This window comes from Streptosporangium heterodermiicola (assembly GCF_051390675.1).
In the GTDB taxonomy this organism is placed as follows: Bacteria; Actinomycetota; Actinomycetes; order Streptosporangiales; family Streptosporangiaceae; genus Streptosporangium.
The window spans coordinates 171,877-196,060 of the sequence record NZ_JBPJSR010000015.1; the positions used below are offsets into that span (position 1 = coordinate 171,877).

The following is a 24,184-nucleotide window of genomic DNA, read 5'->3' on the forward strand; positions in this document are numbered from 1 at the left end:
GCCCAACTAGGGGCAGTTTTACCTCTAGTTGTGATTAGCGAGGCCGCGCGAACCGCGACGCACCTGTCCAGCATTGTGGCATGACACCGTGATCCATACGGCCGCCTCCTGGCGGTTGCCCTCCACCCTAGGCCGACCAAGAGAGTAGTGCGTACGGAAGCGAGGCACCGATACCCGAAAGCAACCGTTATGACTGTTTCATTCAGTCACTCTTCGTGGCGAGGGGCACGTGAATCGCGAGCACCGTGACGTCGTCGTCCTGCTCATATCCGGACAGCATGCGGTCGACAAGAAAATCTAGCAACATGTGGGGACTTCCCACCACCTCGGCCGGCGCTTCGGTCACAACCGAGCAAAGATCAGCAAGTCCGGCATCGAGGCCACGCTTCCGGTTCTCCACCAGACCATCCGAATACAGGACGGCGGTGTGGCCCGGCGGGACGCAGAACCTGAACTGCCGGCGACTCGTGGGCCAGCCCAGCGGGGTGCCCGGCTCGCCGTCGCACAGCAGCGGCACGCCCTGCGGGGAGACCAGCAGGGGCGGCGGGTGACCGGCGAGCGCCAGCGTGCCCTCTCCGGTGCCCGGCTCGACGACCATGTAGGCGAGGGTCGTGACCTGCTCCTCCTCCTCGGTGGCCTCGAAGACCCTGTCGAGGCCGGTGAGAACCGCCGCGGGCGGCGGGTTGGTCAGCGCCAGGGCCCGCATGGCGTTGCGGATGCGGCCCATCCCGGCGGCCGCCTTGACGCCCTTGCCCATGACGTCGCCGACCACCGCCGCGACCCGGCCGTCCTGGAGGACGAACGCGTCGTACCAGTCGCCGCCGACCTGCACGTGACGGCTTCCCGAGCGGAACCGCTGGGCGAGGACCAGGCCCCGGACCACCGGCAGGCGGTCGGGCAGCAGGCTGCGCTGGAGCGTCTCGGCCGTGCGGTGCTCGCGCTCGAACAGGGTGGCCCGCTCCACGGCGAGGGCGCACTGTCCCGCGAGGGCCTCCAGGAAGACCCCGTCCTCCTGGGAGATCTTCTGCGGGCGGGTGAAGGAGAACCTCAGCGCGCCGAGCGCGCGACCGGCGGCCAGCAGCGGCAGGCCCACCCAGGCCCGCTCGTCGCTGTGGGCGATGAACCCGGTGATGGCCTCGTTGTCGCCGCCCGCGTCGACCAGCTGGGACCGCAGGCTCTCCGGCGACTCGGCGAAGACCGGGCGCCGGCTGTTGACCGCCATGGTCATCACGCTGGAGTGCGAGAGCGGGATCTCCTCGCCGGGAGCCCCGGGAACGTCGGGGATGCCGCCGCTGTTGACCAGCTTCAGCGCGGCCCGGTCGACGTCGAGCAGCGCCACGGCCGAGCGGTCGGCCGCCAGCGCCGTACGGCCCACGTCGATGATGACCTGGACCACCTGCTCGACGGTGAGCGCCTCGGCGAGCATCGCCGTGGCGCCCTGCAGGCGCGCGGTCCGCAGGGCGGCGGCGCCGAGCTGGTCGGTCAGGCGGCCGCGCATCTCCTCGGCCTCGCGCTGCGGGGTGACGTCGGTGTTGGCGCCCACCCACTCGACGACCCGGTTGTGCCGGATGATCGGGACGGCGCGCACCTCGAAGTGCCGGTAGCCGCTGGCCCGGGTGCGGACCCGGTAGCTCCACTCGAACATGATCCGGCCGCGCAGCGCCTCGCGCCACGCCTCCTCGGTGTGCGGGCGGTCGTCGGGGTGGACGGCCTCCAGCCAGCCGTGGGTGAGGTATTCCTCAAGGCCCTGGCCGGTGATCGCACGCCACTGCGGCGCGTCCTCCTCCACGACGCCGTTGGGCGCGGTGATCCACACGAGCTGGGACTGGGCCTCGACCAGCGAGCGGTAGCGCTCCTCGCTGCGCCTGAGGTCCTCCTCGACCTGCCTGCTGTCGGTGATGTCGACGCCGACCAGGCAGATCGCGCGGAGCGCGCCCTTGTCGTCGTGGATCGGGGAGAAGGTCAGCGACCAGTGGTGGGTCTCGCCGTCGGCGGTGCGTACGCGGATCCGCTGGTCGCCCTCGACCTCGGCGCCCGCGACGATGCCGCGTACCGAACCCTCGATCAGGGCGGTCAGGTCGGCGGAGAGGAGCTCGCCGGGGGCGCGGCCGACCAGGCGCTCGGCGGGCAGGCCGACCACGTCGGCGAAGACCTCGTCGACGCGCTCGAAGCGGCCACCGGGGTCGAAGAACGCGAAGGCGAACGGCGACTGTGACAGCAGGCCCTGCAGCAGGCCGGAGTCTGAGATGTCCACACCCGACTCCCGGGGACGGGGCACGGAGGTTTCGGCGCTCATGGTCGGCACCTCCGTCGCGTGCCAGGGTCTCCCACGAGGCACATCTCCAAACTTGCGAATTGGCGTAGCGCGGCTCCGGGGGACCGGATCCTGGAGTACATCATCGGCGATGGGCAGGTGCGGACGGAAGCCCCGCCCAGGATGCGGTCCGCGCACCCCGGGAACCCTGGGAAAACCGCCGCTCCGATGACCGGGACCCTCGCACCGGCGCGAGGGGGCTCCCGCACGGGCGCCGACCGGCCGGCGTTGCGCCTCCGAACGTTTGCGGCCAGGACCATAGCAGGATCGGGCCGGACCGTCCCGGCAACTGCCCACCTCATCTCCGTCGGGCTTGCAGGCGAGATCAGGCTACTGACTCGCCGTCAATTCGGCTCCCTGTTCGGGGACACTCGCTTACTCCACTGTTGCAGGATTCAGTCAAGACACGGGGCCAGCTTTCCATATCACGGCGCCGAGGGTTGACACTCCCGAGATAAGTTGTGGAATGAAAACGCACGTCCTCGCCGACACATCCGGGGGATGCCCCCGGGAAACTCCGGAGGAATGCGACATCCATGCCCGTTCTGACTACCCGCTTCGCCGGGCCTTCCCCGATCTCCGCCGCGCCCTCGGCGTCTTCGGCGTCCCCGACGTCCCCAGCGCCCCCGACGGTCCTCCACGAGCCGGTGACGTCCCACCTGGCCGCCGAGTTCCTGACGGTTCCCGTCGACACCGTCGACAGATGCGTGGCCGATGTCTGCGCCTGTGCCGAGCATCTCGGCATCGAGGCGACGGCCGAGGTCGTCGAGCGCGTCGCCCGCGAGCATTTGCTCGCCCTTGTCAACTCCGCGCCGCCGCCCCGCGGTCCCCGGTAGCATCAGGGGCACCCGGCCGTCTTCTACGCACCGTTTGGACCGGGAATGCGAGAAGGTTGGGGCGTGAGCGAGGGAAGCGAGCGGGCCAATCGACACGGCGGCGGCGTCCGCGATGGGCTCGCGTGCCCGACGGGGGAGGCCGCTTGAGCCGGCGACATCGTCGAGACCCCAGGGAGAGCCAGTCCCCCGAGGCGGTCTTCTCCGAGATGTTGCTCGCCTCTCGCGAGCTGCTGGCCGTGCGCAGCCCGCTGGACGCCGAGCTCATGGTCTCCGACATGGTCGGGGCCTGGTGGGGGCGCCGGCTGCGCCGCGGGGACGCCGAGCAGGTCCTCGGCGAGGGCCTGGTCGACTACGCGGCCAAGGCGGGCTCGCCCGCCGCGCTCACCCTGCTGATCGCGCTCGCCTACCTCGGCACGGCCCGCCAGGCCGCCAAGGCGGAGGGCGCCGCGCTGGCGCTCATGGAGCGCGACGTGGCCAGGCCCCGCTGGGCCGACCGGCTGGGCGTGGTCAAGACGACCGGCTGCTTCGTCTCCCGCGACGCGTACGGCGACCAGGACACCGTGGTGTGCACCTTCGGCTACCGGGGCGCCGACAGCGTCGAGGACCGGCACGCGCTGGTGGTGATCGTCGACTACAACATGCGCGGCATCGCCCGCGACGCCTGGGTCTCCTCGCACGTCGACAAGCTGCTGGAGCAGGTCAGGGCCGAGGCCGAGGGCAACCCGATGCTCAGGTTCGGGGAGATCGAGCCGCAGCAGGCCAGGGCGCTGCTCGAATCGGCCATGAAGGCCACCGACGAGTACGGCCAGCGCAGGACGGCCGCGCCGGTCAGCGACAGCTACAGCGCCTACCACGCCTTCGCCAGGTCCCGGATCAAGGCGCTGCCGCCCGGCAGGAAGCGACCGGCCCCGCTGCACAGCGAGGCCCCCTACAGCCGCGACCGCCGGGCGATGCTGGCGGCCGAGTTCCTCTCCTCGGACGCGGCCGAGCACCTGTCCGACCCCTCGGCGGCCTCCCGGTGCGCCGACCACATCATCGACTACGGCTGCGACCAGGATTTCGGCCGCCCGCTCCGGGTGAGCCCGACCAAGTGCGAGACGTTCCTCCTCGACTGGCTGCCGCGCAAGGTGATGCTCAGCACCGCCGAGCAGGAGGCGGTGCCGCACGTGCTGGGCGCGTGGGCGCGCTTCGCCGCGGGCAGGACCGGGCTGCCCGACGAGGGGCTGCGGGCCACGCTCGACGCGGTCTGGGAGACGACGGGCAAGTTCGCGGAGTCCTACCGCGACCCGACGACCTTCGGGCTCGACCGCGACCTGCTCGACCGGCTGCTGCCGGACGGCGACCTGTCGGCGCTGGCCAGGCGGGTGTTCGCGTTCCCTTTCCTGCAGGGCACGCACGGCGAGATCAAGCTCAGCCTGCTCAACCCGGCCGACGACACCGACCGGCGGATCCTGCTGGGCATCGACCACGCCGGCGAGCTCGACCGGCGCGACTACGACGAGCACCTCGCCTGGCACGAGGAGATCGCCGCCCGGCTCTGGGAGGGCGACCCGCCGCAGCTCTGGGAGGCGGCGCAGCGGCTGCTGGACCTGGGCCACGACCGGCACGACGTGCTGCACGTGCTGATCGAGATCGCCGAGCGCATCGGGGACGACCCCGAGGAGCTGGCCATCGCCCTCGATGACATCGCGGACATTCCCGACGAACCCCCGGTGTAGGTGAGCCATGGTGATCGATCTCAACGCCGATCTGGGCGAGGGCTTCGGGATCTGGCGTCTGGGCGACGACGAGGCCCTGCTCGACGTCGTGACCAGCGCCAACGTCGCCTGCGGGTTCCACGCGGGCGACCCGCTGACCATCCGCCGCACGTGCGCGGCGGCGGTCGACCGGGGGGTGGCGATCGGCGCCCAGGTCTCCTACCGGGACCTGGCCGGGTTCGGCCGCCGGGAGATGGACGTCGACCCCGAGGAGCTCTGCGCCGAGGTCCTCTACCAGCTGGCGGCGGTGGACGGCATCGCCGGTGCGATGGGCGGCCGGGTCTCCTACGTCAAGCCGCACGGCGCCCTGTACAACCGGATCTGCCGCGACCCCGAGCAGGCCGGGGCCGTCGTGGCGGCGGTCGCCGACTACGACCGGAGCCTGCCGCTGCTCACCCTGCCCGGTTCGGTCGTCCACGAGATCGCCGCCGGGGAGGGGGTCGCCACCGTCGTCGAGGCCTTCGCCGACCGCGCGTACACCGGCGCGGGAACGCTGGTCTCCCGCCGCTCCCCCGGCGCGGTGCTGCACGACCCCGGCACGGTCGCGGACCGGGTCGTGCGGATGGCGACCGAACGGGTGGTCGAGGCGGTGGACGGCTCGTCGGTCCCCGTCGAGGCGCGCTCGGTCTGCGTGCACGGCGACACGCCCGGCGCCGTGCTGATGGCCCGCGCCGTCCGCGACGGCCTGGTGGACGCCGGGGTGACGCTGAGGTCCTTCACGTGAGGACCCGGGAGGTCCTTCACCCGAGAATCCGGGAGATCCTTCGCGTGAGGATGTCGAGGTCCCTCACGTGAGCATGGGGATCCGGCGGGCCGGGGAGCACGCGCTGCTGGTGGAGACCGGCTCGCTGGAGATCTCCCACCGGCTGGACGCCCTGCTGCGGGCCGACCGGCCCGCGGGGGTGGCCGAGATCGTGCCCGGCCCCGTCACGGTCCTCGTCACCGCGCCCGGAGCCGACCCCGCGCGGCTGCGGGACGAGCTCTCCCGCCTGCTGGACACGGCGTCCGCCGCGGACGCGACGGTGACCGCCGACGCGCCCGAGGTGGTCCTTCCCGTCGTGTACGACGGCGCCGACCTCGACGACGTCGCCGCGCTGAGCGGGCTCTCCCCCGGGGAGGTGGTCGAGCGGCACACCGGGCGGGAGCTGGTGGTGGGCTGGCTGGGCTTCGCCCCCGGGTTCGCCTACCTCACCGGGCTGGACCCGGCGCTGCACGTCCCCCGGCTGGACACCCCCCGGACCTCGGTGCCCGCCGGGGCGGTGGCGGTCGCCGGCCCCTACTCCGCGGTCTATCCCTCGGCCTCCCCCGGTGGCTGGCGGCTGCTCGGCCGCTCCGCGACGGCGGTGTGGGACGTGGCCGCCGAGCCGCCCGCCCTGCTCACCCCGGGGACGCGGGTGCGGTTCCGGGCGGTCGGCGCGCCATGATCGAGGTGATCGCGCCGGGGCCGTACGCCACCGTGCAGGATCTCGGCAGGCCGGGGTACGCCCATCTGGGGGTGCCCCGCTCGGGTGCCGCGGACGAGCCGAGCCTGCGGCTGGCCAACCGCCTGGTCGGCAACCCCGAGGGGGCCGCGGGGATCGAGCTGACCCTCGGTGGCGCCCGGCTGCGCTTCACCACCGGCGCCTGGGCCGCCGTCACCGGCGCCGCCTGCCCTCTGGACCTCGTACGACCGCACGCGGCGGTCCCGGGCGGGCCGGGCGGGACGTCCGGGGTGTCGGTGAGCCCGGTGAGCGGGGTGTCCTTGAGCTCCGTGGGCGAGACGTCCACAGGCGACGCCTCCCCGGACGGGACTTCTCCGGACGAGGCTTCTCCGGGCGGGGTTTCTTCTGGCGGCGCGATCCGGCGTGTGACGGTCTCGCAGGGGATGTGCGCGCCCTTCTGGGTCCCCGCGGGCGGCGAGCTGCGGCTGGGCCTGCCCGGGGCTGGCCTGCGCACCTACGTCGCCGTCCGGGGCGGTGTCGAGGCGCCCGTCACGATGGGCAGCCGCTCGACCGACTCGCTCTCCGGGCTCGGCCCCGCCCCGCTCGCCGCCGGGACGGTCCTGCCGGTGGGGCCGACCGGCGGCCTGCCGCCGATCACCGTGGACGTGGCTCCCCGGCCCGGGCCGGGGACGGGTGTCCTGCGGGTCCTGCCCGGCCCCAGGGACGACTGGTTCGTCCCCGGAGCCCTGGCCATCCTGTGCGCGGAGCCGTACGAGGTCAGCCAGGACAGCAACCGGGTGGGCGTGCGGGTGCGCGGCACCCGCCTGGAGCGTGCCCGGGAGGGGGAGCTGCCCAGCGAGGGCATGGTGGCCGGGGCCGTGCAGGTGCCGCCCAGCGGCCAGCCGATCGTGTTCCTCGCCGACCATCCGCCGACCGGCGGCTACCCGGTCATCGCAGTCCTGACCTCGGCGAGCCTCGCCGGGGCCGCCCAGCTCCGTCCCGGCGACCGGGTGCGGTTCCGCCTCGCCTGACCGCCCGGCGGCCGGAGCCCACGGGCACGCGGCGGTCCGGCGTACGGGACCGGGCCGTCCACCGCTCCCGGCGCGAGGACGGACGTCCGGCGCGTACGGGCGCCCCGCGCGTGACCGGACCGGAGGCGATGGACGGGCTCGTGCGAGCGCACCGCGCGTGGTCGGGGCGGAGGTGATCGGCGGGCCTCGTGCGAGCGCTCCGCGCGTGACCGGACCGGAAGCGATCGGCGGGCCTCGTGCGAGGCCCCGCGCGTGACCGGACCGGGGCGACCCATTATCGTCATCGCGACGATTGAGGAGATCGCATGTCGCTCGCCGAGATACTGGCCCCCCTCCTGCGGCCGGCGTTCACCCTCGCGGGGACCCCGACCAGCTGGGCGGAGCTCCTGGGCTTCGCCACCGGCGCCCTCACGGTCTGGCTGGTGGTCCGCGGGAACATCTGGAACTGGCCGATCGGGATCGCCAACGTGCTCCTGCTCGGAGCGGTCTTCCTGACCGCCGGGCTCTACGCGGACGCGGCGCTGCAGATCGTCTACGTCGTGCTGGGGCTGTACGGCTGGTGGCAGTGGCTGTACGGCGGGGCCGGCCGGACCCCGCTCGCGATCCGGCGCACCGGGCGCGCCGAGTGGGCGGCGCTGGCCGTTCTCGGGATCGCGGCCGCCGTCGGCCTCTCCTTCGCCCTCGCCACCTGGACCGACTCGACCGTACCGGTCTGGGACGCCCTCACCACCGCCCTGTCCCTGGCGGCGACCTACGGGCAGAGCCGGAAACTGGTCGAGTCATGGTGGCTGTGGATCGCGGCCGATGTGGTTTATATACCTCTATATGCCTACAAGGGGCTACACCTGACCGCCGTCCTGTACGTGGTCTTCCTGGCGCTGTGCGTCGCCGGCCTGCGAGCCTGGCGCGCGGAACTCGCGTCCCGTCCCGTCCCGGTCGCGGTGTGAGCGGGCACACCGGGCGGGAGGATGTGCCGGTGAGCGAGCGGGCCGACCCGGAGGGCGCGCCGGTGAGCGGGCGTGCCGGGCCGGAGGGTGCACAGCTGGGCGGTGGGGCCTTCGCCCACGGGCTGGTGATCGGCAAGTTCTATCCGCCGCACGCGGGACACCACCACCTGATCGACACCGCCGCCGCGCGGTGCGCCCGGGTGAGCGTCGTGGTCGCCGCGTCGACCGCGGAGAGCCTCCCGCTCGCGCTGCGCGCCGCCTGGCTGCGCGAGGCGCACCCGCAGGCCCACGTGACGATCGCCCCGGTGGTCGACGACGTCGAGATCGACTACGACGACCCGGAGATCTGGTCCGCGCACGTCGAGGTGTTCCGGTACGGCCTCGCCCAGGCGCACGGCCACGTGCCGGAGATCGACGCGGTGTTCTCCTCCGAGTCGTACGGGCCCGAGCTGGCCCGCCGGTTCGGTGCCGCCCATGTCGACGTCGACGCGGGCCGGGAGCGGTTCCCGGTCAGCGGGACGATGATCAGGAACGACCCCGTGTCGTGCTGGGACCGCCTCTCCCCGGCCGTACGCGGCCACCTGGCGCGGCGCGTGGTGGTCGTCGGCGCGGAGTCCAGCGGCACGACCACGCTGGCCAGGTCCCTGGCCGCCCACTACGCGGCTCGCGGCGGGCCGTGGGCGGCGACGCGCTGGGTGCCCGAGTACGGCAGGACGTACTGCGAGGAGAAGCTCGCCATGGCCCGCCGGCGCGCCAAGCTCGGCGGGCTGCCCGAGCCGTGGCTGGACGACCTGGGGTGGGAGCCGGCGGAGTTCGGGGTGATCGCCGAGCGCCAGCTCGCGTGGGAGGACGCCGCGGCCAGGACGGGGTCGCCGCTGCTGGTGTGCGACACCGACGCCTTCACCACCTCCCTGTGGCACGAGCGCTATCTCGGCGAGCTCTCCGAGGAGGTCACCGCAGTGCACCGCCGTGCCCGGCACGACCTGTGGATCCACACCTCGGTGGAGGGCGTGCCCTTCGAGCAGGACGGCTGGCGCGACGGCGAGGCGATCCGGTACCGGATGGACGCCCGCTTTCGCGAGGAGCTGGTCGCGGGCGGGCTGCCCCACCTGGTCGTCACCGGTCCGCCCGAGGTCCGGCTGTCGCTGGCCGTACGGGCGGTGGACACCCTGCTGGAACGGGGCTGGGAGTTCGCGGAACCGCTGTAGGGATCACCATCCCGAGCTTCCTCGCCGGGATGAGGGCCCGCGGTTCACCGGACCGCCCCGGAACTCTCCCGAGGCTCTCCCGGGCGAGCGGGCAACGTCCCGCCGAAACGGTCCCGGAGTTCGCGGAACCGCCGCGGAGCCTACCAGGGCGAGCAGGCGGCATCCTCTCCACGAACGGGGCCGAGACGCCGTGGAGGCCGCCCGGAGAGACCCTCGCCCGGTGACGCGGCGGCCGTGCGCTCGCCCGGCGGCCCGGGTCAGCGCAGGAGCGCGGAGACCCTTTCGACCTCGGCGGCGAGGGCGGTGGCGGGGACCTCCTCCAGGAGATCGGCCGTGATCTTCCCGTCCTTCGCCTCCCAGACCCCGGCCACCCGGCCCCGATGGATCACGACCGGGGAGATCCAGCCGGCGGCCCGGCTGACCTTCGCCCGCGCCTCGGCGGGCAGGAGGGGCTCCAGGTCGCGCGGGGCGGCCAGGATGTACTGGTCGAAGCCGGGCAGGAGGTGGACCCCGGTGGCGGGCCGGGTCGCGGCCAGGTCGTCGAGGTGCTCGGCGAGCACGACCATCGGCCGGCCGTCCACCTCGATCTCGGCCAGCTCGGGGGTGAGGTCGCGGAACCAGCCACGCAGCGTCGCCTTGCGGGTGGCCCCCCGATAGAGCCAGCCGTCGAACGTCTCGGGGGCGCCGGGGCCGTGGGCGCCGAGGAAGGAGCGGAGCAGGCGCACCCCGCCCTCCTCCGCCGAGGGAAGCTCGCCCGGCCAGCCGGGCACCTGGTCGCGAGGGGCGGCGAAGGTCACCCGGCCCTCGCGCGGCGGGCCGTGGCAGAGCTCGCCGAGGAAGCTCAGCGGCTTCAGCAGAGCGCCCCAGCCGGAGGTGAGCGCCTCCCGCAGGTGGTCGTCGCCGGTCACCTCGATCACGCCGTCGACCAGCTCCTCGCGGGTGAGGACACGGCCCGCGAGCGCCTTGGGCACGGCGTCGAGGATGGCGGCGACCTCGATGGCCGTGACGCCGTGGCCGCGCTGCCAGGACCCCCTGTCCCAGACGCGGAACGAGCCGAGGACGGCCGCGTAGCAGGCCAGCTCGTCGGCGGGGACGAGGTGCAGGGTGCCGCGCGCCGTCCACGTCTTGACCAGGCCGCGATCTCGCCACAGGGCCCGGTCGAGCTCGCCGGGATCCGGCCGCGCGCTCCGTACGGCCACCGCGAGGGCGGCGGAGGAGGCCACCTGCGCCTGCACCCCGGCGAGCCTGCGCACCACGGACACCGCGTCGGGCCCGTCGGCCGGGTCGACGAACTGCCGCCTCAGCCGCCAGGCGAGCACCTGGGGCCAGGTCACCGAGATAGCCATGACCGACTTTCTACACCGCGTCCCCGACAGAACGCGGCCCGCCCGGGGCTACCTGACGAAGCCGATGTCCTGGTAGCGCAGGTCGTAGAAGCCGCGGGCGCCGAAGTTGGCGAGGTCGCTCTTGACCGCGATGTTCTGCGGTCGCTGGTAGAGCGTCACCACGTTGACCGCCTGCCAGATGAGCTTGTCCGCCGCGTTGGTGTCGGCGATGGCCCTGGCGTCGTCGAGGTCGGCGGTCGCCTTCCTCATCGCGGCGTCGATCCGCGGGGAGCCGATGCGGCCGAGGTTGGCGTTCCACTGCCTGGCGCCGTCGGGACGCCTGACGGCGTCGGCGTACTGGCCGTAGGAGCTGGAGACGGGGAAGGGCGTGCCCACGTACGCGAACGCGGTGATGTCGTAGTTGCCGGGAATTATGTATTTGGTGAAGTAGTCGTCCCCGGGCACCGACTGCAGGGTGACCCCGACACCGATCCGGCCGAGCATGTCCTGGACGAGCTCGGCCTCGGACTTGGCGAGCTGCAGGCCGGACGGCAGGACGAAGCGCAGGTTCAGCTCCCTGCCGCCCTTCCTGCGGGTCTGCCCCTCCAGCTTCCAGCCCGCGGCGTCCAGCTCCCGCCCCGCCCTGCCGGGGTCGTAGGTCCCGATCTCACCGGCGTTGTCCTGGTAGCCCTCCTGGGTGTTCATGAAGAAGTGGTTGTTGAGCAGGACGATCGGCCAGTCGAGGCCCTGGAGGTCCGACTGCGCGATGGCCTGGCGGTTGATGCCCATCGCGACGGCCCTGCGGATCTTCGGGTCGGACAGGACGGCGCTCTCGCCGTTCATCGTGATGTGCCGGAAGTCGGGCCCGGCCGCCTGCCGCACGATCGCGTCCGGGGTGCTCCTGGCCCGCGCGTAGTCGGGCGCGGACGGGCCGACGTCGAAGGTGTCGAGCTCGCCGTTGCTGAAGGCGCCGACCAGCGCGTCGCTCTCCAGGGACCGGTAGATGATCCGGTCCAGCTTGGCCCGATCGCCCCACCAGCGGTCGTCCCTCGCGAGGGTGACGGTCTTGGCGGTCGGGTCGAACGCGACGAACGCGAACGGGCCCGCGGTGACCGGGACGCGGTTCAGCCAGGCGTTGTTGAACGCCTCCGGGGTGGCGTTCGTGCTCCGGGGGTACAGCGGCGCGAACAGCGACTGCCAGTCGCCGAAGGGCTTGGCGAAGGTCACCACGACCTGGTGGTCGTCCCTGCCCCTGGCGACCTTCTCGATGTCCTGGTAACCGGTGGTGCTCGCCACCCGGTATCCGGCGTCGCGGCCGTTCAGCGCCTGCCACTGGGCGCGGTAGTCCTCCCAGGTGATCGGGGTGCCGTCGGACCACTTGGCGCGCGGGTTGAGGGTGAGCGTGACGACCTGCGCGGGCTCGCGCGAGGTGACCCTGCCCTCGGTCAGGTAGTCGGTGTTGGGAGAGATCTTCCCCTTGGCGTCGGAACGGAAGGGGGAGGGCATCATGGCGTCCATGACCCGCTTGACCGTCGCCAGGTTGCCGTCGATGTGGTTGAGGTTCCAGTTGGCCGGATACTCGTTGATCCCCCAGCGGAGCACACCCCCGTCCGCGACCCGGTCACGGGCGACCGGGTTGATGTCGTAGGCCCGCACCACCGAGGCGGGCCCGCCCGGCGTCCCACCTCCCCCGCCTCCTCCCCTGCTCCCGCTTCCGCTCCCGCATCCGGCGAGACCCGGCGCGACGGCCAGGGCCACGGCCAGCGCGACGGCGAGCGCGCCCACGCGCCGGATTGGTATCACGGTGTTCCTCCCGGGGCATACGGACGGGCGTACGAGTGGGCGTGCGAACGGGCGTACGAGTGGGCGGACGGGCGCGTGTACGAGCGATGTGCGGCCGGTCCGGTCGCGGCGCGCGGCGGGGCGGGCGGGCGAGCAGGTGAACGAGCGGGTGAACGGGCGTGCGGCCGGGTCATACGGCGTCGATCCTCTCGGCGAAGTGGCAGGAGACGCCGTGGTCGTCCCCCAGCTGCCGCACCTGGGGCTCCTCGTCCACGCAGCGCAGCCTGACGGTCTCGTCGAGCGTCCTGAACAGGGGGCAGCGCGTACGGAAGCGGCACCCCGAGGGGGGGTCGGCCGGACTCGGCAGGTCCCCCTCCAGCAGGACGCGTCGTCTGGAGCGTTCCAGCACCGGGTCCGGCAGCGGGATCGCCGACAGCAGTGCCCGGGTGTAGGGGTGCATCGGGGTGTCGTAGACCCCGGCGGACCGGCCGATCTCGGCGATCCTCCCCAGATACATGACCGCGACCCGGTCGGCGATGTGCCGGACCACGGCCAGGTCGTGCGCCACGAACAGGTACGACAGGCCCAGGCGGTTCCTCAGCTCCTCCAGCAGGTTGAGCACCCCCGCCTGGATGGACACGTCGAGTGCCGAGACCGGCTCGTCCAGCACGACCAGCCGGGGCTCCAGCGCGAGGGCGCGCGCGATGCCGACGCGCTGGCGCTGGCCCCCGGAGAAGTCCTGCGGGTAGCGGGCGGCGTGGCCGGGCTCCAGCCCGACCAGGCCGAGCAACTCGGCGATCCTCGGCCCCGGGTCCCGGCGGCCGTGCGCGCGCAGCGGCTCGGCGAGGATGTCGTGGACGGTCATCCTCGGGTCGAGCGAGGCGAGCGGGTCCTGGAAGACGACCTGCATGTCGCGCCGCACGGACATCCGTTCGCGGGCTCCCATCCGCGAGGTGTCGCGGCCCAGCACCACGATCCTGCCGCTCTGCGGCGCGGCCAGCTCCAGGATCTCCATCAGGGTGGTCGTCTTGCCGCAGCCGGACTCGCCGACCAGGCCGAGCGTCTCACCCTCGCGTACGTCGAAGCCGACGCCGTCCACCGCGCGGACCGTGCCGACCCGCCGCCGCAGGAGCGTCCCCTTGACCAGGGGGTAGTGCTTGACCAGGTCCTCGACCGCGAGGACCACGTCACGCTCGTCGCGCGGGCGCGGCGGCTCCCCGGTGTCGCGAACGGCGGGAGCCGCGGGCGGGGCGAGCCCGGCGGAACCGGCCGGGTCGCCGAGACCGTCCGGCGCGACGGGACCGGCCGGGATGACACGGCCGGCCGAGGGGAGCGGGTCCGCGGGGCGCCGGGCGGGACCGGTCGCGGGGCCGCGTACGCCGTAGACCTGGGCGGGTGACCAGCCCGCCGCCTCGATCTCGCCGGAGCGTACGCACGCCGCCAGGTGGCCGGGTGAGCCCACCGGCTCCAGCTCGGGCTCGGCCTCGGCGCACTCCGGGACGGCGATCGGGCAGCGCGGCTCGAACGGGCAGCCCGGCGGCAGCGCCGCCGGTGACGGCGGGCTGCCCTCGATGGGCACCAGCGGCTGCTCCCGGCCGCGGTCGAGGCGCGGGATCGAGCCGAGCAGGCCCATGGTGTACGGCATGCGGCCGCGGTAGTAGACCTCGTCCACCGAGCCGACCTCGACGGGACGCCCGGCGTACATGACGAGGACCCGGTCGGCGAACCCGGCCACCACCCCCAGGTCGTGGGTGATGATGACGATCGCCGCGCCGGTCTCGCGCTGCGCCGTCTTCAGCACCTCCAGCACCTGCGCCTGGATGGTCACGTCGAGCGCGGTCGTCGGCTCGTCGCAGAGGATGACGTCGGGGTCGTTGGCGATCGCCATCGCGATCACCGCGCGCTGGCGCATGCCGCCGGAGAACTCGTGCGGGAACGCCCTGGCCCGCTGCGCGGCGTTGGGGATGCCGACCAGGTCGAGCAGCTCGACGGCGCGCCTGGCGGCCTGACCCGCGCTCACCCGCTGGTGGACGCGGATCGCCTCGGCGACCTGGTCGCCGACCCGGTAGACGGGGGTGAGCGCGGAGAGCGGGTCCTGGAAGACCATCGAGACGGTCTTGCCGCGGAACGCGGTGAGCGTCCTCTCCGGGGCGCCCAGGATCTCCTTCCCGAGCAGCCGCACCGAGCCGGTGACGCGGGCGTGCGCCGGGAGCAGGCCCATCACGGCCAGCGAGGTGACCGACTTGCCGGAACCCGACTCCCCGACGACACCGAGCACCTCGCCGGGACGGACCGCGTACCCCATCCCCCTGACCGCGCGGACCGCGCCGGGACCCGAGCCGAAGGTGACGTCGAGGTCGCGCACTTCGAGGACGGGCGCGGCCTCGCCGTCACCGGTCCCGCGGGTCCGGGACGTCGCGCCCGAGGGCCGCTCGCTCGTCACCGGTCACCGGCCCCGGCGGGACGTGGGGTCGAAGGCGTCGCGCAGCGAGTCGCCGACCAGGTTCACCGCGAGCACGGTGACGATCAGCAGGCCCGCGCAGAACCAGAACGTCCAGGGGGCGTAGAGGGCCGTCTGCGCGCCGTCGGCGATGAGGCTGCCCAGCGAGACGTCGGGCGGCTGGATGCCGAACCCGAAGTAGGACAGGGACGTCTCGGTGAGGATCGCGGCGCTGACGTTGAGGGTGGCGTCGACGACCAGCAGCGAGGACATGTTGGGGATCACGTGCCGGAAGACGATCCTCGTCGGGGGCACTCCCATGAACCTGGCCGCGTGGATGAACTCCCGCTCCCTGAGCGAGATGGTCATGCTCCGGACGATCTTCGAGGTGACCATCCAGAGGAAGAGCGCCAGCACCAGCACGAACACCGGCCACTGTTTCCCTGCGAAGAGCGGGGACATGACGGCCAGGATCAGGAAGGCCGGGAGCACCAGCAGCAGGTCGGTCAGCCAGGTCAGCGCGCGGTCGGTCCAGCCGCCGAAGTATCCCGCGAAGGCGCCCACCACGGCCGCGAGCGCGGTGCCGACCACCGCGGCGAGCAGGCCGACGACCAGTGACCGCTGCATGCCGCGCAGCGTGACCGCGTACACGTCGGCGCCGGTCTGCAGGGTCCCCCACCAGTGGTCGGGGGAGGGCGGCGCGAGGAAGGCCGTGTAGTCCTTTGAGGCGTACGTCCAGCGGGTGAGGTGGGGACCGGCGAAGGCGAGCAGGAAGATCAGCGCGAGCAGCGCGAAGCCGACCCTGCCCCGGCCCGAGCGGAGCAGGCGGCCCGCGACCACCCGCAGCCGCGAGGGCGCCTTGACGCTGTCGACGGACGCCCGCTGTTCGGCGAGCTCCTCGTCGGCGATGGTCATCCCCGGCTCACCCCACCCGGACGCGCGGGTCGAGGACGGCGTGCAGCACGTCGGAGGCGAGCGAGGCCAGCAGCACGGCCAGCGCGGCGAAGCAGCTGATCGCCGCGACGGTGTTGACGTCGTTGGTGGAGATCGAGTCGACCAGCTGCTCCCCCATGCCGTGCCAGCCGAAGATCTTCTCGGTGAAGGTGGTGCCGACCAGCAGCGACCCGAAGGTGAAGGCGAAGTAGGTGACCGCCGGGATCAGCGCGGTGCGCAGCGCGTGCCGGGTCAGCGCGGCTCTGCGGCTCAGCCCCTTGGCCATGGCCGTGCGGATGAAGTCGGCGCCGAGCACGTCGAGCATCATGTTGCGCTGGTAGCGGCTGTAGACGGCGACCAGTCCGAGCGACAGCGACAGCGTGGGCAGGACCAGGTGCCGGATCCGGTCGAGCGCGGCGGCGGCGAACCCTCCTTCGAGGCCGGGGGTCGCCTCGCCGCTGACGAGGAGGATCTGGGTTCCGGCCGCCTCGTTGAGCCGGATCGCGGCGATGATCAGGATGTTGGCCAGCACCACCGTGGGGACCGCGAGCACGACGAACGACAGGCCGGTCGACAGCCGGTCGAAGAGGCCGTACTGCCTGACGGCGGCGTAGGCGCCGATGAGCACGCCGGTGACGCTGCCGAGGACGAGCCCGATCGTGATCAGGCGCAGCGTGACGCCGATCCGGCGCCCGAGGTCGTCGCCGACCGAGCCTCCGGCCACCGTCTTGCCGAAGTCGCCGCGCGCGAGGTCGCCCGCCCAGGTCAGGTAGCGCTCGAACAGCGGGGTGCGGTCGTTCAGGTTGAGGTCGGACAGGCGCGCATCGACGACGGCCGGCGGGATCGGGGGGTTGCGGCCCTCGTAGTTGGAGCGCGGGTTGAGGGCGGAGGCGGCCAGCATGTAGGCCAGGCTGGTGGCCACGACGATCAGCACCAGATAGTTGAGCAGCCTGCGGGCAAGGAATCCCGCCATCTTTCCTCCTCCGGAGCCCCGCCGCTGTCGGTGACCATCTTGCTACACTCGGCGACCGGTGGGCTGCATAGCGTAGCGAATCGGAGGGATCTCGGTGAGAAATGGCATCGCCGGGCCCGCGAGTCAGCCGGCGGGGTCGGGGGGAGGGCCTGATCGGGCCCGGAGCACGGCCGGTCGGGTCCGGGACCGGTTCCCGGCGAGCCGGGGCCACCTCCCGGAGAGCCGGGTCACTTCCCGGCGAGCTCGTCCACGGCGGCGCGCAGGTCGGCGCTGGTGATGGTGGTCAGGTCGGCGGCGCTCGCGGTGCCGCCGCCGAGGGCGGCGAGGCGGACGTCCCTGCGCATCGCGGCGCGTTCGAAGAGCGAGCGCGCGAACCTGCCGTTGCCGAGGCCGTCGATCAGGCCCTCGTCGCAGACCCAGGTGAAGACCTCGGTGAGGTCGCGGCGGGCGGCGTCGTCGAACCGGTCGCCCGACGCGTCGGCGAGCAGCACCGCGATCTCGGTGAGCTCCTCCGGGGAGTACGAGGGAAACTGCACCCGCTGGTTGAACCTGCTGCCCAGGCCCGGGTTGGACGACAGGAAGGTGTTCATCTCCCGCTCGTATCCGGCCAGGATGACCACCAGCCGGTCGCGGTCGTCCTCGGCCCGCTTGAGCAGCGTCTGCACGGCCTCGGTGCCGAAGGCGTCGCCCCCGCTGTAGCCGGAGTTGACCAGGCCGTACGCCTCGTCGACGAACAGCACCCCGCCGAGGGCCCGGTCGACCAGCTCGTTCGTCTTGATCGCGGTGGCGCCCAGGTGCTGGCCGACCAGGTCGGCCCGCTGCGCCTCGACCACGTCGGGCTGGGTGAGCAGGCCCAGCGCGGCGAAGATGCGGCCCAGGATGCGGGCCACGGTGGTCTTGCCGGTGCCGGGCGGCCCGGCGAAGACGAAGTGCCGCATCTGCGGCGGGGTCGGCAGCCCTCGCTCCTGGCGCATCTTCGCGACCCTGAGCTGCGCGGCGATCGCGTGCACCTGCCGTTTGACGGGCTCAAGGCCCGCCATGCGGTCGAGGTCGGCCAGCGCCTCCTCAAGGGAGGGGGCGGCCTGGTAGCTCCGGTAACGGGTGGTGAGCTCGTCGAAGGCCTTGACGACGTCGCTCTCGACCGTGGTGACCAGGTCCTCGGTGGTGGGCGCGCCGCCGGCCCCCACCACGCGCACGTCCCTGGCCTGCGCGGCGGCCTCCACGAGGCTGCGGACGAACCGGGCGTTGCCCAGCTCGTCGACGATCGCGCGCCGGTGGATGTCCTCGAAGCGGGCGAGCAGGGCGGGCTCGGCCCCGGGCGCCATCCGGTCGCCCCTGCGCCGCTGCAGCAGCCCGGTGATCTGGAGCAGCTCGTCGGGGGCGTAGCTGGGGAAGCGGACCCTGCTGGAGAACCGGCTGGACAGGCCGGGGTTGGACGCCAGGAAGGTGGCCATCTCCTTCTCGTATCCGGCCAGGATGACGATCAGCCGGTCGCGGTCGTCCTCGGCCCGCTTGAGCAGCGTCTGCACGGCCTCCGAGCCGAACCTGTCGGGCTGGCCGTCACCGGAGTTGATCAGGCTGTACGCCTCGTCGACGAACAGCACCCCGCCGAGGGCCCGGTCGACCAGCTCGTTCGTCTTGATCGCGGTGGCCCCGAGGAACTCCCCCACCAGGTCGGCCCGCTGGGCCTCCACCACGTAGGGGGTCTCCAGCAGGCCGAAGGCGTAGAAGATCTTCGCGACGGTCCTGGCCACGCTGGTCTTGCCGGTGCCCGGCGGGCCGACGAACACGAAGTGCCGCATCGGCGGCTCGGTGGAGTATCCGGCCTCCTTGCGCAGCCTCGCCGCCTCGATCGAGGCGGCGATCGAACGGACCTGCTCCTTCACCGGGGCCAGGCCGATCATGGCGTCCAGCTCGCCGAGGGCCTCCTCCACCGAGATGGGCGGCGGCGCGTCCCGCTCCCCGCTCCCCTGGGCGGGGGGGAGGTGGCCGCCCTCGCGGACCCGCAGCCCGGCCTGCTGCCGCTCCCCCGTCTCCAGCGCGACCCGCACCCGGCGGGCCTGCAGGAACCGGTACACGAGCACCCCGGCCGCCACGGCGTACGCGGCCCAGATGGACGGGTAGGGACCGAACCCGGGGACGACCACGCCGAGCAGGACGGCCGTCAGCCCGGCGGGCAGCAGCGCCATGACCGTGGTCACCCACGGGGGGACCCAGCGGATGAGGTGGGCGGCTCCGGCGGCCAGGGGACCGAGGAGCATCAGCGCGGTCGGGATCGGCGAGTTCAGGCCGAACAGGACGGTCTGGAAGATCAGGTTTCCCGCCAGCCAGCCGAGCACCACGAGGAGGGTGGCGGCGGCGCGGGGGAAGCTCAGGGTCAGCGCCGCGAAGCCGAGCAGCGTCAGCGTGACGAAGATCGTGTTGAGGATCGGCCAGCCGAGTCCCAGCGCCAGCCCGACCGCTCCGGCCAGCACCGCGACGTAGATCAGCCTGCGCAGGGGCGGCGAGAGCCGGAAGTAGCCCAGCCGCACCTGCTCGAACAGATCCCGTGCCGCCGCGCGCCCCGCCGGACGGGCCCTGCTGGATTCCCGCATCACGCCTCCCCGGTTCGCCCCCGGTTATACCGCAACAGGAGGACGTTTGCGCGTGCCTGAGGGGCGCGCCACGCCGTCGTGCGGGCCCGATCAGATATGCGGATGAGAACGGATGAAACCAACGTTCGAGGCAGCAAGCCCGCCCCGTGCCGTCCCTCCGGTCCCACACTTCCCTGTGCCGCCGTCGCGCCCCGCGCGCGGCGGCCCGCGCCCGCGTTCCCGGCGGGTGGTACGACCTGGTCCCGGCCGCCGCTCTTCGCCTGTCCACGCGGGGACGCGCGAGAGGGCGCGGCGGTGGGCGGGCAGGGAAATGTCACCGCCCGGCAAGGCGGTCCACGGCCCGGTCACGGCGACCGTGCGGCCCTGAGGCCCGCGACCCCTGGTCCGCCTCAGCCGGCCCGGGGGGACACGTCCGCCCCTGGCCTCGGCCTCGGCCCCGGCCGCGACGGCCGGCGATCCGCGCTTCCGGCGACGCCGACACCGACACCGACACCGACACCGACACCGACACCGACACCGACACCGACACCGACGATGGTCGTTCGGCGCTTCGGGGAGGGCTGTTCAGCCGCGGTGGGCCCGGCCCTGGTGGCGGCCGGGGTACTCGCCGACCACGACCTCCTTGGGGGTGATCCTCAGCAGGTCGGCCTCGGTGTCGCCGATGGCGATGCCGCGTACCTCGGCCCAGAAACGGCGGTCGAGCGGATCGGCGACGAAGACCGCCACCCTGGGGTCGCGCTCGGCGGCCTCCCAGGCGTCGGAGGCGGCGATCAGGCGCAGCTCGCCGCTCGGGCCGACCGAGCTGACCGCGCCGACGGCGAGCGCGCGCGGGCCGCTGGGATCGGCGTACGCGAGCACCACCCCCCGCGCGTAGGTGAAGGCCGCGCGCACCTCCCGGCTGAGCCCCACCGGAGGGCCCGCGTCGCCGGGAAGGCGGCTCCCGCAGCCGTCGCACATGACCAGCGAGGCCCGCCACGGCCCCGGCGCGCCCCGCCACCACGCCCGTACCGACCTCGCGGCGAACACCGCCATCGGCACGGCCAGCAGCGCGACCCCGGCCCGCCAGGCCCACTCGCCCGCCGTGACGAGCCCGAGGGCCGGTGCCGCCCCGGCCACGCCGAGCAGGACCGACGCCGAGGCGGGCAGGGCCAGCGCCACCGCCAGCCCCCGGTCGGCGGCCAGCGCGCGGGTGAGACCGGCGGCCGGGCCGGCCCGGCCGCGGGCCCAGCCGAGCGCGAGCGGCACGACGAGCGCGACCGCCGCCCAGCCCCGCTCGTCCAGCACGACGACCGCCACCACGACCGCGACCGGTACCGACCAGACCCGGCCCGCCACCAGCCAGAGGGTCACGTTCACGTCGCGCCTGGCCGTGCGGTCGTCACCGGCGGCGGCGAACTCGGCCAGCGCCCTGACCGGCCGCCCGCGCCACGCCTCGACGAGCACCCGCAGGACGAGCAGCACGGTCCCGTTGAGGAGGACCAGCCCGGCGAGAACCGCCCAGACCACCCCCGGCGCGCCCGGCGGCGGGCCGGAGAGGACCGGCGGGGCCTCCGCGGGGAGGGTGGCCACGGCAGCGACGTACGCGGCCACGGCGACCAGGGTGACCGAGACCGACATGCCGAGCCAGGGATCGCGGGCGAGCATGCCGGGCACGTACGACCAGAGCCTGACCCGGTGCGCCTGCCCGAGGGTGATCGCCAGGACGGCGAGCGGCACCAGCCCGCCGCCGATCCTCGCCACGGAGGCCAGGCCGAATCCGAACTCCGCCACGCAGACCGCGACGAGGGCGACGGCGAGCAGGACCCGGGTCCGCCGCGACCACCTCTCCAGGGCGCGCCTGGCCCGGCCCGTCTCGCGCGGGTCGACCGGCCAGGCGGGGTCGTGGTGGGCGCGCGGCCGTTCCCAGCGCAACCGGGTCAGGCCGAGGTTGATCCTGGCGCCCGGGTGGTCCGGCAGGCGGCGCAGCGCCTCGCGGTAGGCGGCCTCCGCGAGGCCGTACTCGCCTCTCAGCAGCGCGAGGTCACCGGCGAGGACGTGCGGGTCCGGCTCCTCCGGCGCGTAACGGACGGCCCTGGCCGCCTGGGCCCGCGACTCGCGCCAGCGCCCCGGCACCCTGCGCAGCGCGGCTCCCAGGCGCATCCGCGCGGCCCAGGAGCCCGGTGCGAGGCGTACGGCCTCCTCGGCGGCCGCCACGGCCTCCGCGTCGCGGCCGAGCCGCTCGAAGGCGAGGCTGGCCAGGCGGTATCCCCAGTCTGCGCCGGACTCGGAGCGGGGGTCGAGGTCCAGTGCCCTGCGGGCCGCCTCCAGCGCGGCCTCGGGCCGGTCGCGGCCCAGCCACGCGGCGGCCACGGCGCACCACTGCCGGGGATCGGCGGGATCCCGAGGCGGCGGAACGGGGTCGCGCTCACGCTCGTACCGGGGATCGGCGGGGTCCCGCGGAGGCAGGGGGTCGCGCTCGTACCGGGAGTCGGCGAGGTCCCGCGACGGCACGGGGTCGTGCCCGCGCCCGAGGTCGGTGGGGGACACCGAGGGCACGTGGGCCTGGCCGGGGTCATGCGCGTACCGGGAGTCGGCGGGACCCCCCGTACGGCCGGGGTGGTGCTCGCGCCGGGAGTCGGCGGGGTCCCTCGGGGGCGGGGGGACCTGGCCGGAGCCTTTCCCGTGCCGGGGGTCGGCGGGGGTCCTCGGGGGCGCGGGGGCCTGTCCGGGGTCCTTCCCGTGCCGGGGGTCGGCGGGGTCACGCGGCGGCGGGACCTGGGCGGCGTCGTTTCCGCCGGGCCCGCTCACCACGGCGGCTCACGGGCCTCGCGCTGACTTTCCACGATCGCCATGGTCCGTGCGAGATCACCTTTTGCCTAGACGGCGGTATATGCCTGTATCTCTCTAGAGAGGTCGCCGACACCCGCCGGAAGGCCTCGAATATTGACCAATCGAGCGCCCAAAAGGGACATATCTACGTGAATTAATCACCCAATGCCGCCCCGGACACTGCCCGACTTCGCCTAAGCTGCGACGCATGTTCGTCCAGGCCGGCAGATCCTGAGCGGCTCATGACCACCGTCATGGCCAGGCGCGCGGACGGCGACCCGCGGGCGTCCGGGGCCGGCCGGTGGTCGGTCCTCGCCGTCCTCTGCTTCAGCCTGCTGCTGATCGCGGTGGACGCCACGGTGCTGCACATCGCGGTGCCGGCGCTGACGGCCGCCCTCGAACCGTCCTCCGTGGAGCTGCTGTGGATCATCGACGTCTACTCGCTGATGGTCGCGCCGCTGCTGCTGACCTTCGGCACCCTCGGTGACCGCTACGGGCGCAAGCGCCTGGTGCTGGCCGGGTATCTGGTCTTCGGCGTCGCCTCGGCCGCGGCGGCGTTCGCGCCGACCCCGCTCGCGCTGATCTCCGCACGCGCGCTGCTCGGCCTCGGCGGAGCGATGATCATGCCCGCCACGCTCTCCATCATCCGGCAGGTCTTCACCGACCGGCACGAGCGGGCGATCGCGCTGGGCGTGTGGAGCGCGGTGGCCGCGGCCGGGGCCGCCGTCGGCCCGCTCGTCGGAGGGGTGCTCGTCGAGCACTTCTGGTGGGGCGCCGTCTTCCTGATCAACGTCCCCATCCTGGTGGTCCTGCTGCCCGTCGCGGCCAGGCTCCTTCCCGAGTCCCGCAGGCGCTCCGGCCGGCCGTGGGACGCGCTCAGCGCGCTGCTGTCGGTGCTGGGCATCCTCGGGGTGGCCTTCGGCCTGAAGGAGGCCGGAGCGGGGCATCCGGGCGGCCTGGCGGCGTTCCTGGGCGGGGTCTGGCTGCTGGTCTGGTTCGTCCGCAGGCAGCGGCGGCTGGCCTTCCCGCTGCTGGACCTGAGCCTGTTCCGGCGGCGGGCGTTCTGCGCCGGGGTGGGCGCCGTGCTGCTGACGGTCTTCGCCCTGGTCGGGCTGGAGCTCATGCTCGCCCAGTATCTCCAGCTGGTCCTCGGCGACAGCCCGCTTGAGGCGGCCGTACGGATGCTCCCCCTCATGATCGCCTCGATCGCGGGCGGCCTGGCCGGGGCGCGGCTGCTGCGCTGGTTCGGGTTGCGCGCCACGATGGGCGGCGGCCTGGCGCTGACCGCCCTCTCCCTCTCCCCCACCCTGACCTGGCACACCGAGGGTCATCCGATGGCCCTGACGCTCTGCTTCGTCGGCATCGGCTTCGGCATCCAGGTCACCCTGCTGGCGGCCTCCGACACGATCATGTCCTCCACCCCGGAGTCCCACGCGGGCGGCGCCGCCGCCGTCGAGGAGACCGCCTACGAGCTGGGCGCCGGGCTCGGGGTCGCGGTGCTCGGCACGATCACCACGGTCGTGTACGCCCCCTCGCTGGCCTCCGTCCCCGGCGTCGCGCCCGCGATGATGGACCAGGCCCGCCAGTCGCTCGCCTCCGCCGCGCACATGGCTCGGGAGCTCGGCGGCGGCGTGGGGGACGCCCTGCTCGGCGCGGCCCGCGTCGCGTTCGTCTCCGGCCTGCACACGACGGTGGCGGTGAGCGTGTTCCTGCTCGGCGCGACCGCGCTGGCCGTGACGCTCCTGGTGCCCCGCCGCCCAGGCGGACAGGGGGAAGACCCCTCGTGACGGGTTTGGAAGGCCCCCGCTCGGTCAT

At 73.5% G+C, this 24,184-nt stretch carries 16 protein-coding genes; 8 read left to right on the top strand and 8 right to left on the bottom strand.

Going from position 1 to position 24,184, the window contains the following annotated elements:
- Nucleotides 1-202: 202 nt before the first annotated feature.
- Nucleotides 203-2,296 (bottom strand): SpoIIE family protein phosphatase, encoded by a 2,094-nt coding sequence (locus ACSC1Q_RS29485; protein ID WP_362682007.1) that lies wholly within the window; start codon nt 2,294-2,296, stop codon nt 203-205.
- 554 nt (nt 2,297-2,850) lie between these two features.
- Between ACSC1Q_RS29485 and ACSC1Q_RS29490 the strand changes: the two genes are divergently transcribed.
- The 7 genes from ACSC1Q_RS29490 to ACSC1Q_RS29520 all read left to right on the top strand — a co-directional run bounded on the left by ACSC1Q_RS29490 (nt 2,851) and on the right by ACSC1Q_RS29520 (nt 9,514).
- Entirely contained in the window at nt 2,851-3,150 is a 300-nt protein-coding gene (locus tag ACSC1Q_RS29490; protein ID WP_436761945.1) for a hypothetical protein, read from the top strand.
- Nucleotides 3,151-3,356: 206 nt separating this feature from the next.
- On the top strand, nt 3,357-4,868 hold the full coding sequence (locus ACSC1Q_RS29495; RefSeq protein ID WP_436762004.1) for a hypothetical protein: 1,512 nt from the start codon (nt 3,357-3,359) through the stop codon (nt 4,866-4,868).
- Nucleotides 4,869-4,875: 7 nt separating this feature from the next.
- The gene (locus tag ACSC1Q_RS29500) at nt 4,876-5,631 is read left to right on the top strand and encodes a LamB/YcsF family protein (protein WP_436761946.1); all 756 of its coding nucleotides are present in this window, start codon (nt 4,876-4,878) and stop codon (nt 5,629-5,631) included.
- A gap of 73 nt (nt 5,632-5,704) precedes the next feature.
- Entirely contained in the window at nt 5,705-6,331 is a 627-nt protein-coding gene (locus ACSC1Q_RS29505) for a 5-oxoprolinase subunit B family protein (protein ID WP_436762005.1), read from the top strand.
- Nucleotides 6,328-7,359, top strand: coding sequence for a 5-oxoprolinase subunit C family protein (locus ACSC1Q_RS29510; RefSeq protein WP_436761947.1), 1,032 nt, complete (start codon nt 6,328-6,330; stop codon nt 7,357-7,359). Before ACSC1Q_RS29505 ends, ACSC1Q_RS29510 begins: the two co-directional genes overlap by 4 nt.
- 305 nt (nt 7,360-7,664) lie before the next feature.
- Nucleotides 7,665-8,306: a nicotinamide riboside transporter PnuC gene (gene pnuC, locus ACSC1Q_RS29515; protein ID WP_436761948.1), complete on the top strand. Its 642-nt coding sequence runs from the start codon at nt 7,665-7,667 to the stop codon at nt 8,304-8,306.
- Nucleotides 8,307-8,335: 29 nt separating this feature from the next.
- Nucleotides 8,336-9,514, top strand: coding sequence for an AAA family ATPase (locus ACSC1Q_RS29520; RefSeq protein WP_436761949.1), 1,179 nt, complete (start codon nt 8,336-8,338; stop codon nt 9,512-9,514).
- A 257-nt stretch (nt 9,515-9,771) separates the two neighbouring features.
- Here the strand turns inward: ACSC1Q_RS29520 and ACSC1Q_RS29525 are convergent, their stop codons facing one another.
- From ACSC1Q_RS29525 to ACSC1Q_RS29555, 7 genes are all read right to left on the bottom strand, one after another.
- Nucleotides 9,772-10,860 carry a winged helix DNA-binding domain-containing protein gene (locus tag ACSC1Q_RS29525; protein WP_436761950.1) on the bottom strand — a complete coding sequence of 363 codons (1,089 nt, stop codon included), beginning with the start codon at nt 10,858-10,860 and terminating at the stop codon, nt 9,772-9,774.
- Nucleotides 10,861-10,908: 48 nt separating this feature from the next.
- Entirely contained in the window at nt 10,909-12,642 is a 1,734-nt protein-coding gene (locus ACSC1Q_RS29530) for an ABC transporter family substrate-binding protein (RefSeq protein ID WP_436761951.1), read from the bottom strand.
- Between the two features lie 169 nt (nt 12,643-12,811).
- On the bottom strand, nt 12,812-15,064 hold the full coding sequence (locus ACSC1Q_RS29535) for a dipeptide ABC transporter ATP-binding protein (protein ID WP_436761952.1): 2,253 nt from the start codon (nt 15,062-15,064) through the stop codon (nt 12,812-12,814).
- Between the two features lie 3 nt (nt 15,065-15,067).
- The gene (locus tag ACSC1Q_RS29540) at nt 15,068-15,976 is read right to left on the bottom strand and encodes an ABC transporter permease (protein ID WP_436761953.1); all 909 of its coding nucleotides are present in this window, start codon (nt 15,974-15,976) and stop codon (nt 15,068-15,070) included.
- Nucleotides 15,977-15,983: 7 nt separating this feature from the next.
- Nucleotides 15,984-16,967, bottom strand: a complete 984-nt coding sequence (locus ACSC1Q_RS29545; protein ID WP_436761954.1) for an ABC transporter permease — start codon at nt 16,965-16,967, stop codon at nt 15,984-15,986.
- A 227-nt stretch (nt 16,968-17,194) separates the two neighbouring features.
- On the bottom strand, nt 17,195-19,561 hold the full coding sequence (locus ACSC1Q_RS29550; RefSeq protein ID WP_436761955.1) for an AAA family ATPase: 2,367 nt from the start codon (nt 19,559-19,561) through the stop codon (nt 17,195-17,197).
- A gap of 564 nt (nt 19,562-20,125) precedes the next feature.
- A complete protein-coding gene (locus ACSC1Q_RS29555; protein WP_436761956.1) occupies nt 20,126-22,348 on the bottom strand; it encodes a hypothetical protein in 2,223 nt (740 codons plus the stop codon).
- Nucleotides 22,349-22,611: 263 nt separating this feature from the next.
- On the opposite strand from ACSC1Q_RS29555, the gene ACSC1Q_RS29560 reads away from it, so the two are divergent.
- Nucleotides 22,612-24,156 (top strand): MFS transporter, encoded by a 1,545-nt coding sequence (locus ACSC1Q_RS29560; protein WP_436761957.1) that lies wholly within the window; start codon nt 22,612-22,614, stop codon nt 24,154-24,156.
- Nucleotides 24,157-24,184 lie beyond the last annotated feature (28 nt).

What these genes read in the sequence shown, in the direction of transcription:
- ACSC1Q_RS29485 (WP_362682007.1), bottom strand. Translation starts at nt 2,296, where the DNA reads ATGAGCGCCGAAACCTCCGTGCCCCGTCCCCGGGAGTCGGGTGTGGAC.
- ACSC1Q_RS29490 (WP_436761945.1), top strand. Translation starts at nt 2,851, where the DNA reads ATGCCCGTTCTGACTACCCGCTTCGCCGGGCCTTCCCCGATCTCCGCC.
- ACSC1Q_RS29495 (WP_436762004.1), top strand. Translation starts at nt 3,357, where the DNA reads ATGTTGCTCGCCTCTCGCGAGCTGCTGGCCGTGCGCAGCCCGCTGGAC.
- ACSC1Q_RS29500 (WP_436761946.1), top strand. Translation starts at nt 4,876, where the DNA reads ATGGTGATCGATCTCAACGCCGATCTGGGCGAGGGCTTCGGGATCTGG.
- ACSC1Q_RS29505 (WP_436762005.1), top strand. Translation starts at nt 5,705, where the DNA reads ATGGGGATCCGGCGGGCCGGGGAGCACGCGCTGCTGGTGGAGACCGGC.
- ACSC1Q_RS29510 (WP_436761947.1), top strand. Translation starts at nt 6,328, where the DNA reads ATGATCGAGGTGATCGCGCCGGGGCCGTACGCCACCGTGCAGGATCTC.
- pnuC (WP_436761948.1), top strand. Translation starts at nt 7,665, where the DNA reads ATGTCGCTCGCCGAGATACTGGCCCCCCTCCTGCGGCCGGCGTTCACC.
- ACSC1Q_RS29525 (WP_436761950.1), bottom strand. Translation starts at nt 10,860, where the DNA reads ATGGCTATCTCGGTGACCTGGCCCCAGGTGCTCGCCTGGCGGCTGAGG.
- ACSC1Q_RS29540 (WP_436761953.1), bottom strand. Translation starts at nt 15,976, where the DNA reads ATGACCATCGCCGACGAGGAGCTCGCCGAACAGCGGGCGTCCGTCGAC.
- ACSC1Q_RS29545 (WP_436761954.1), bottom strand. Translation starts at nt 16,967, where the DNA reads ATGGCGGGATTCCTTGCCCGCAGGCTGCTCAACTATCTGGTGCTGATC.
- ACSC1Q_RS29550 (WP_436761955.1), bottom strand. Translation starts at nt 19,561, where the DNA reads ATGCGGGAATCCAGCAGGGCCCGTCCGGCGGGGCGCGCGGCGGCACGG.
- ACSC1Q_RS29560 (WP_436761957.1), top strand. Translation starts at nt 22,612, where the DNA reads ATGACCACCGTCATGGCCAGGCGCGCGGACGGCGACCCGCGGGCGTCC.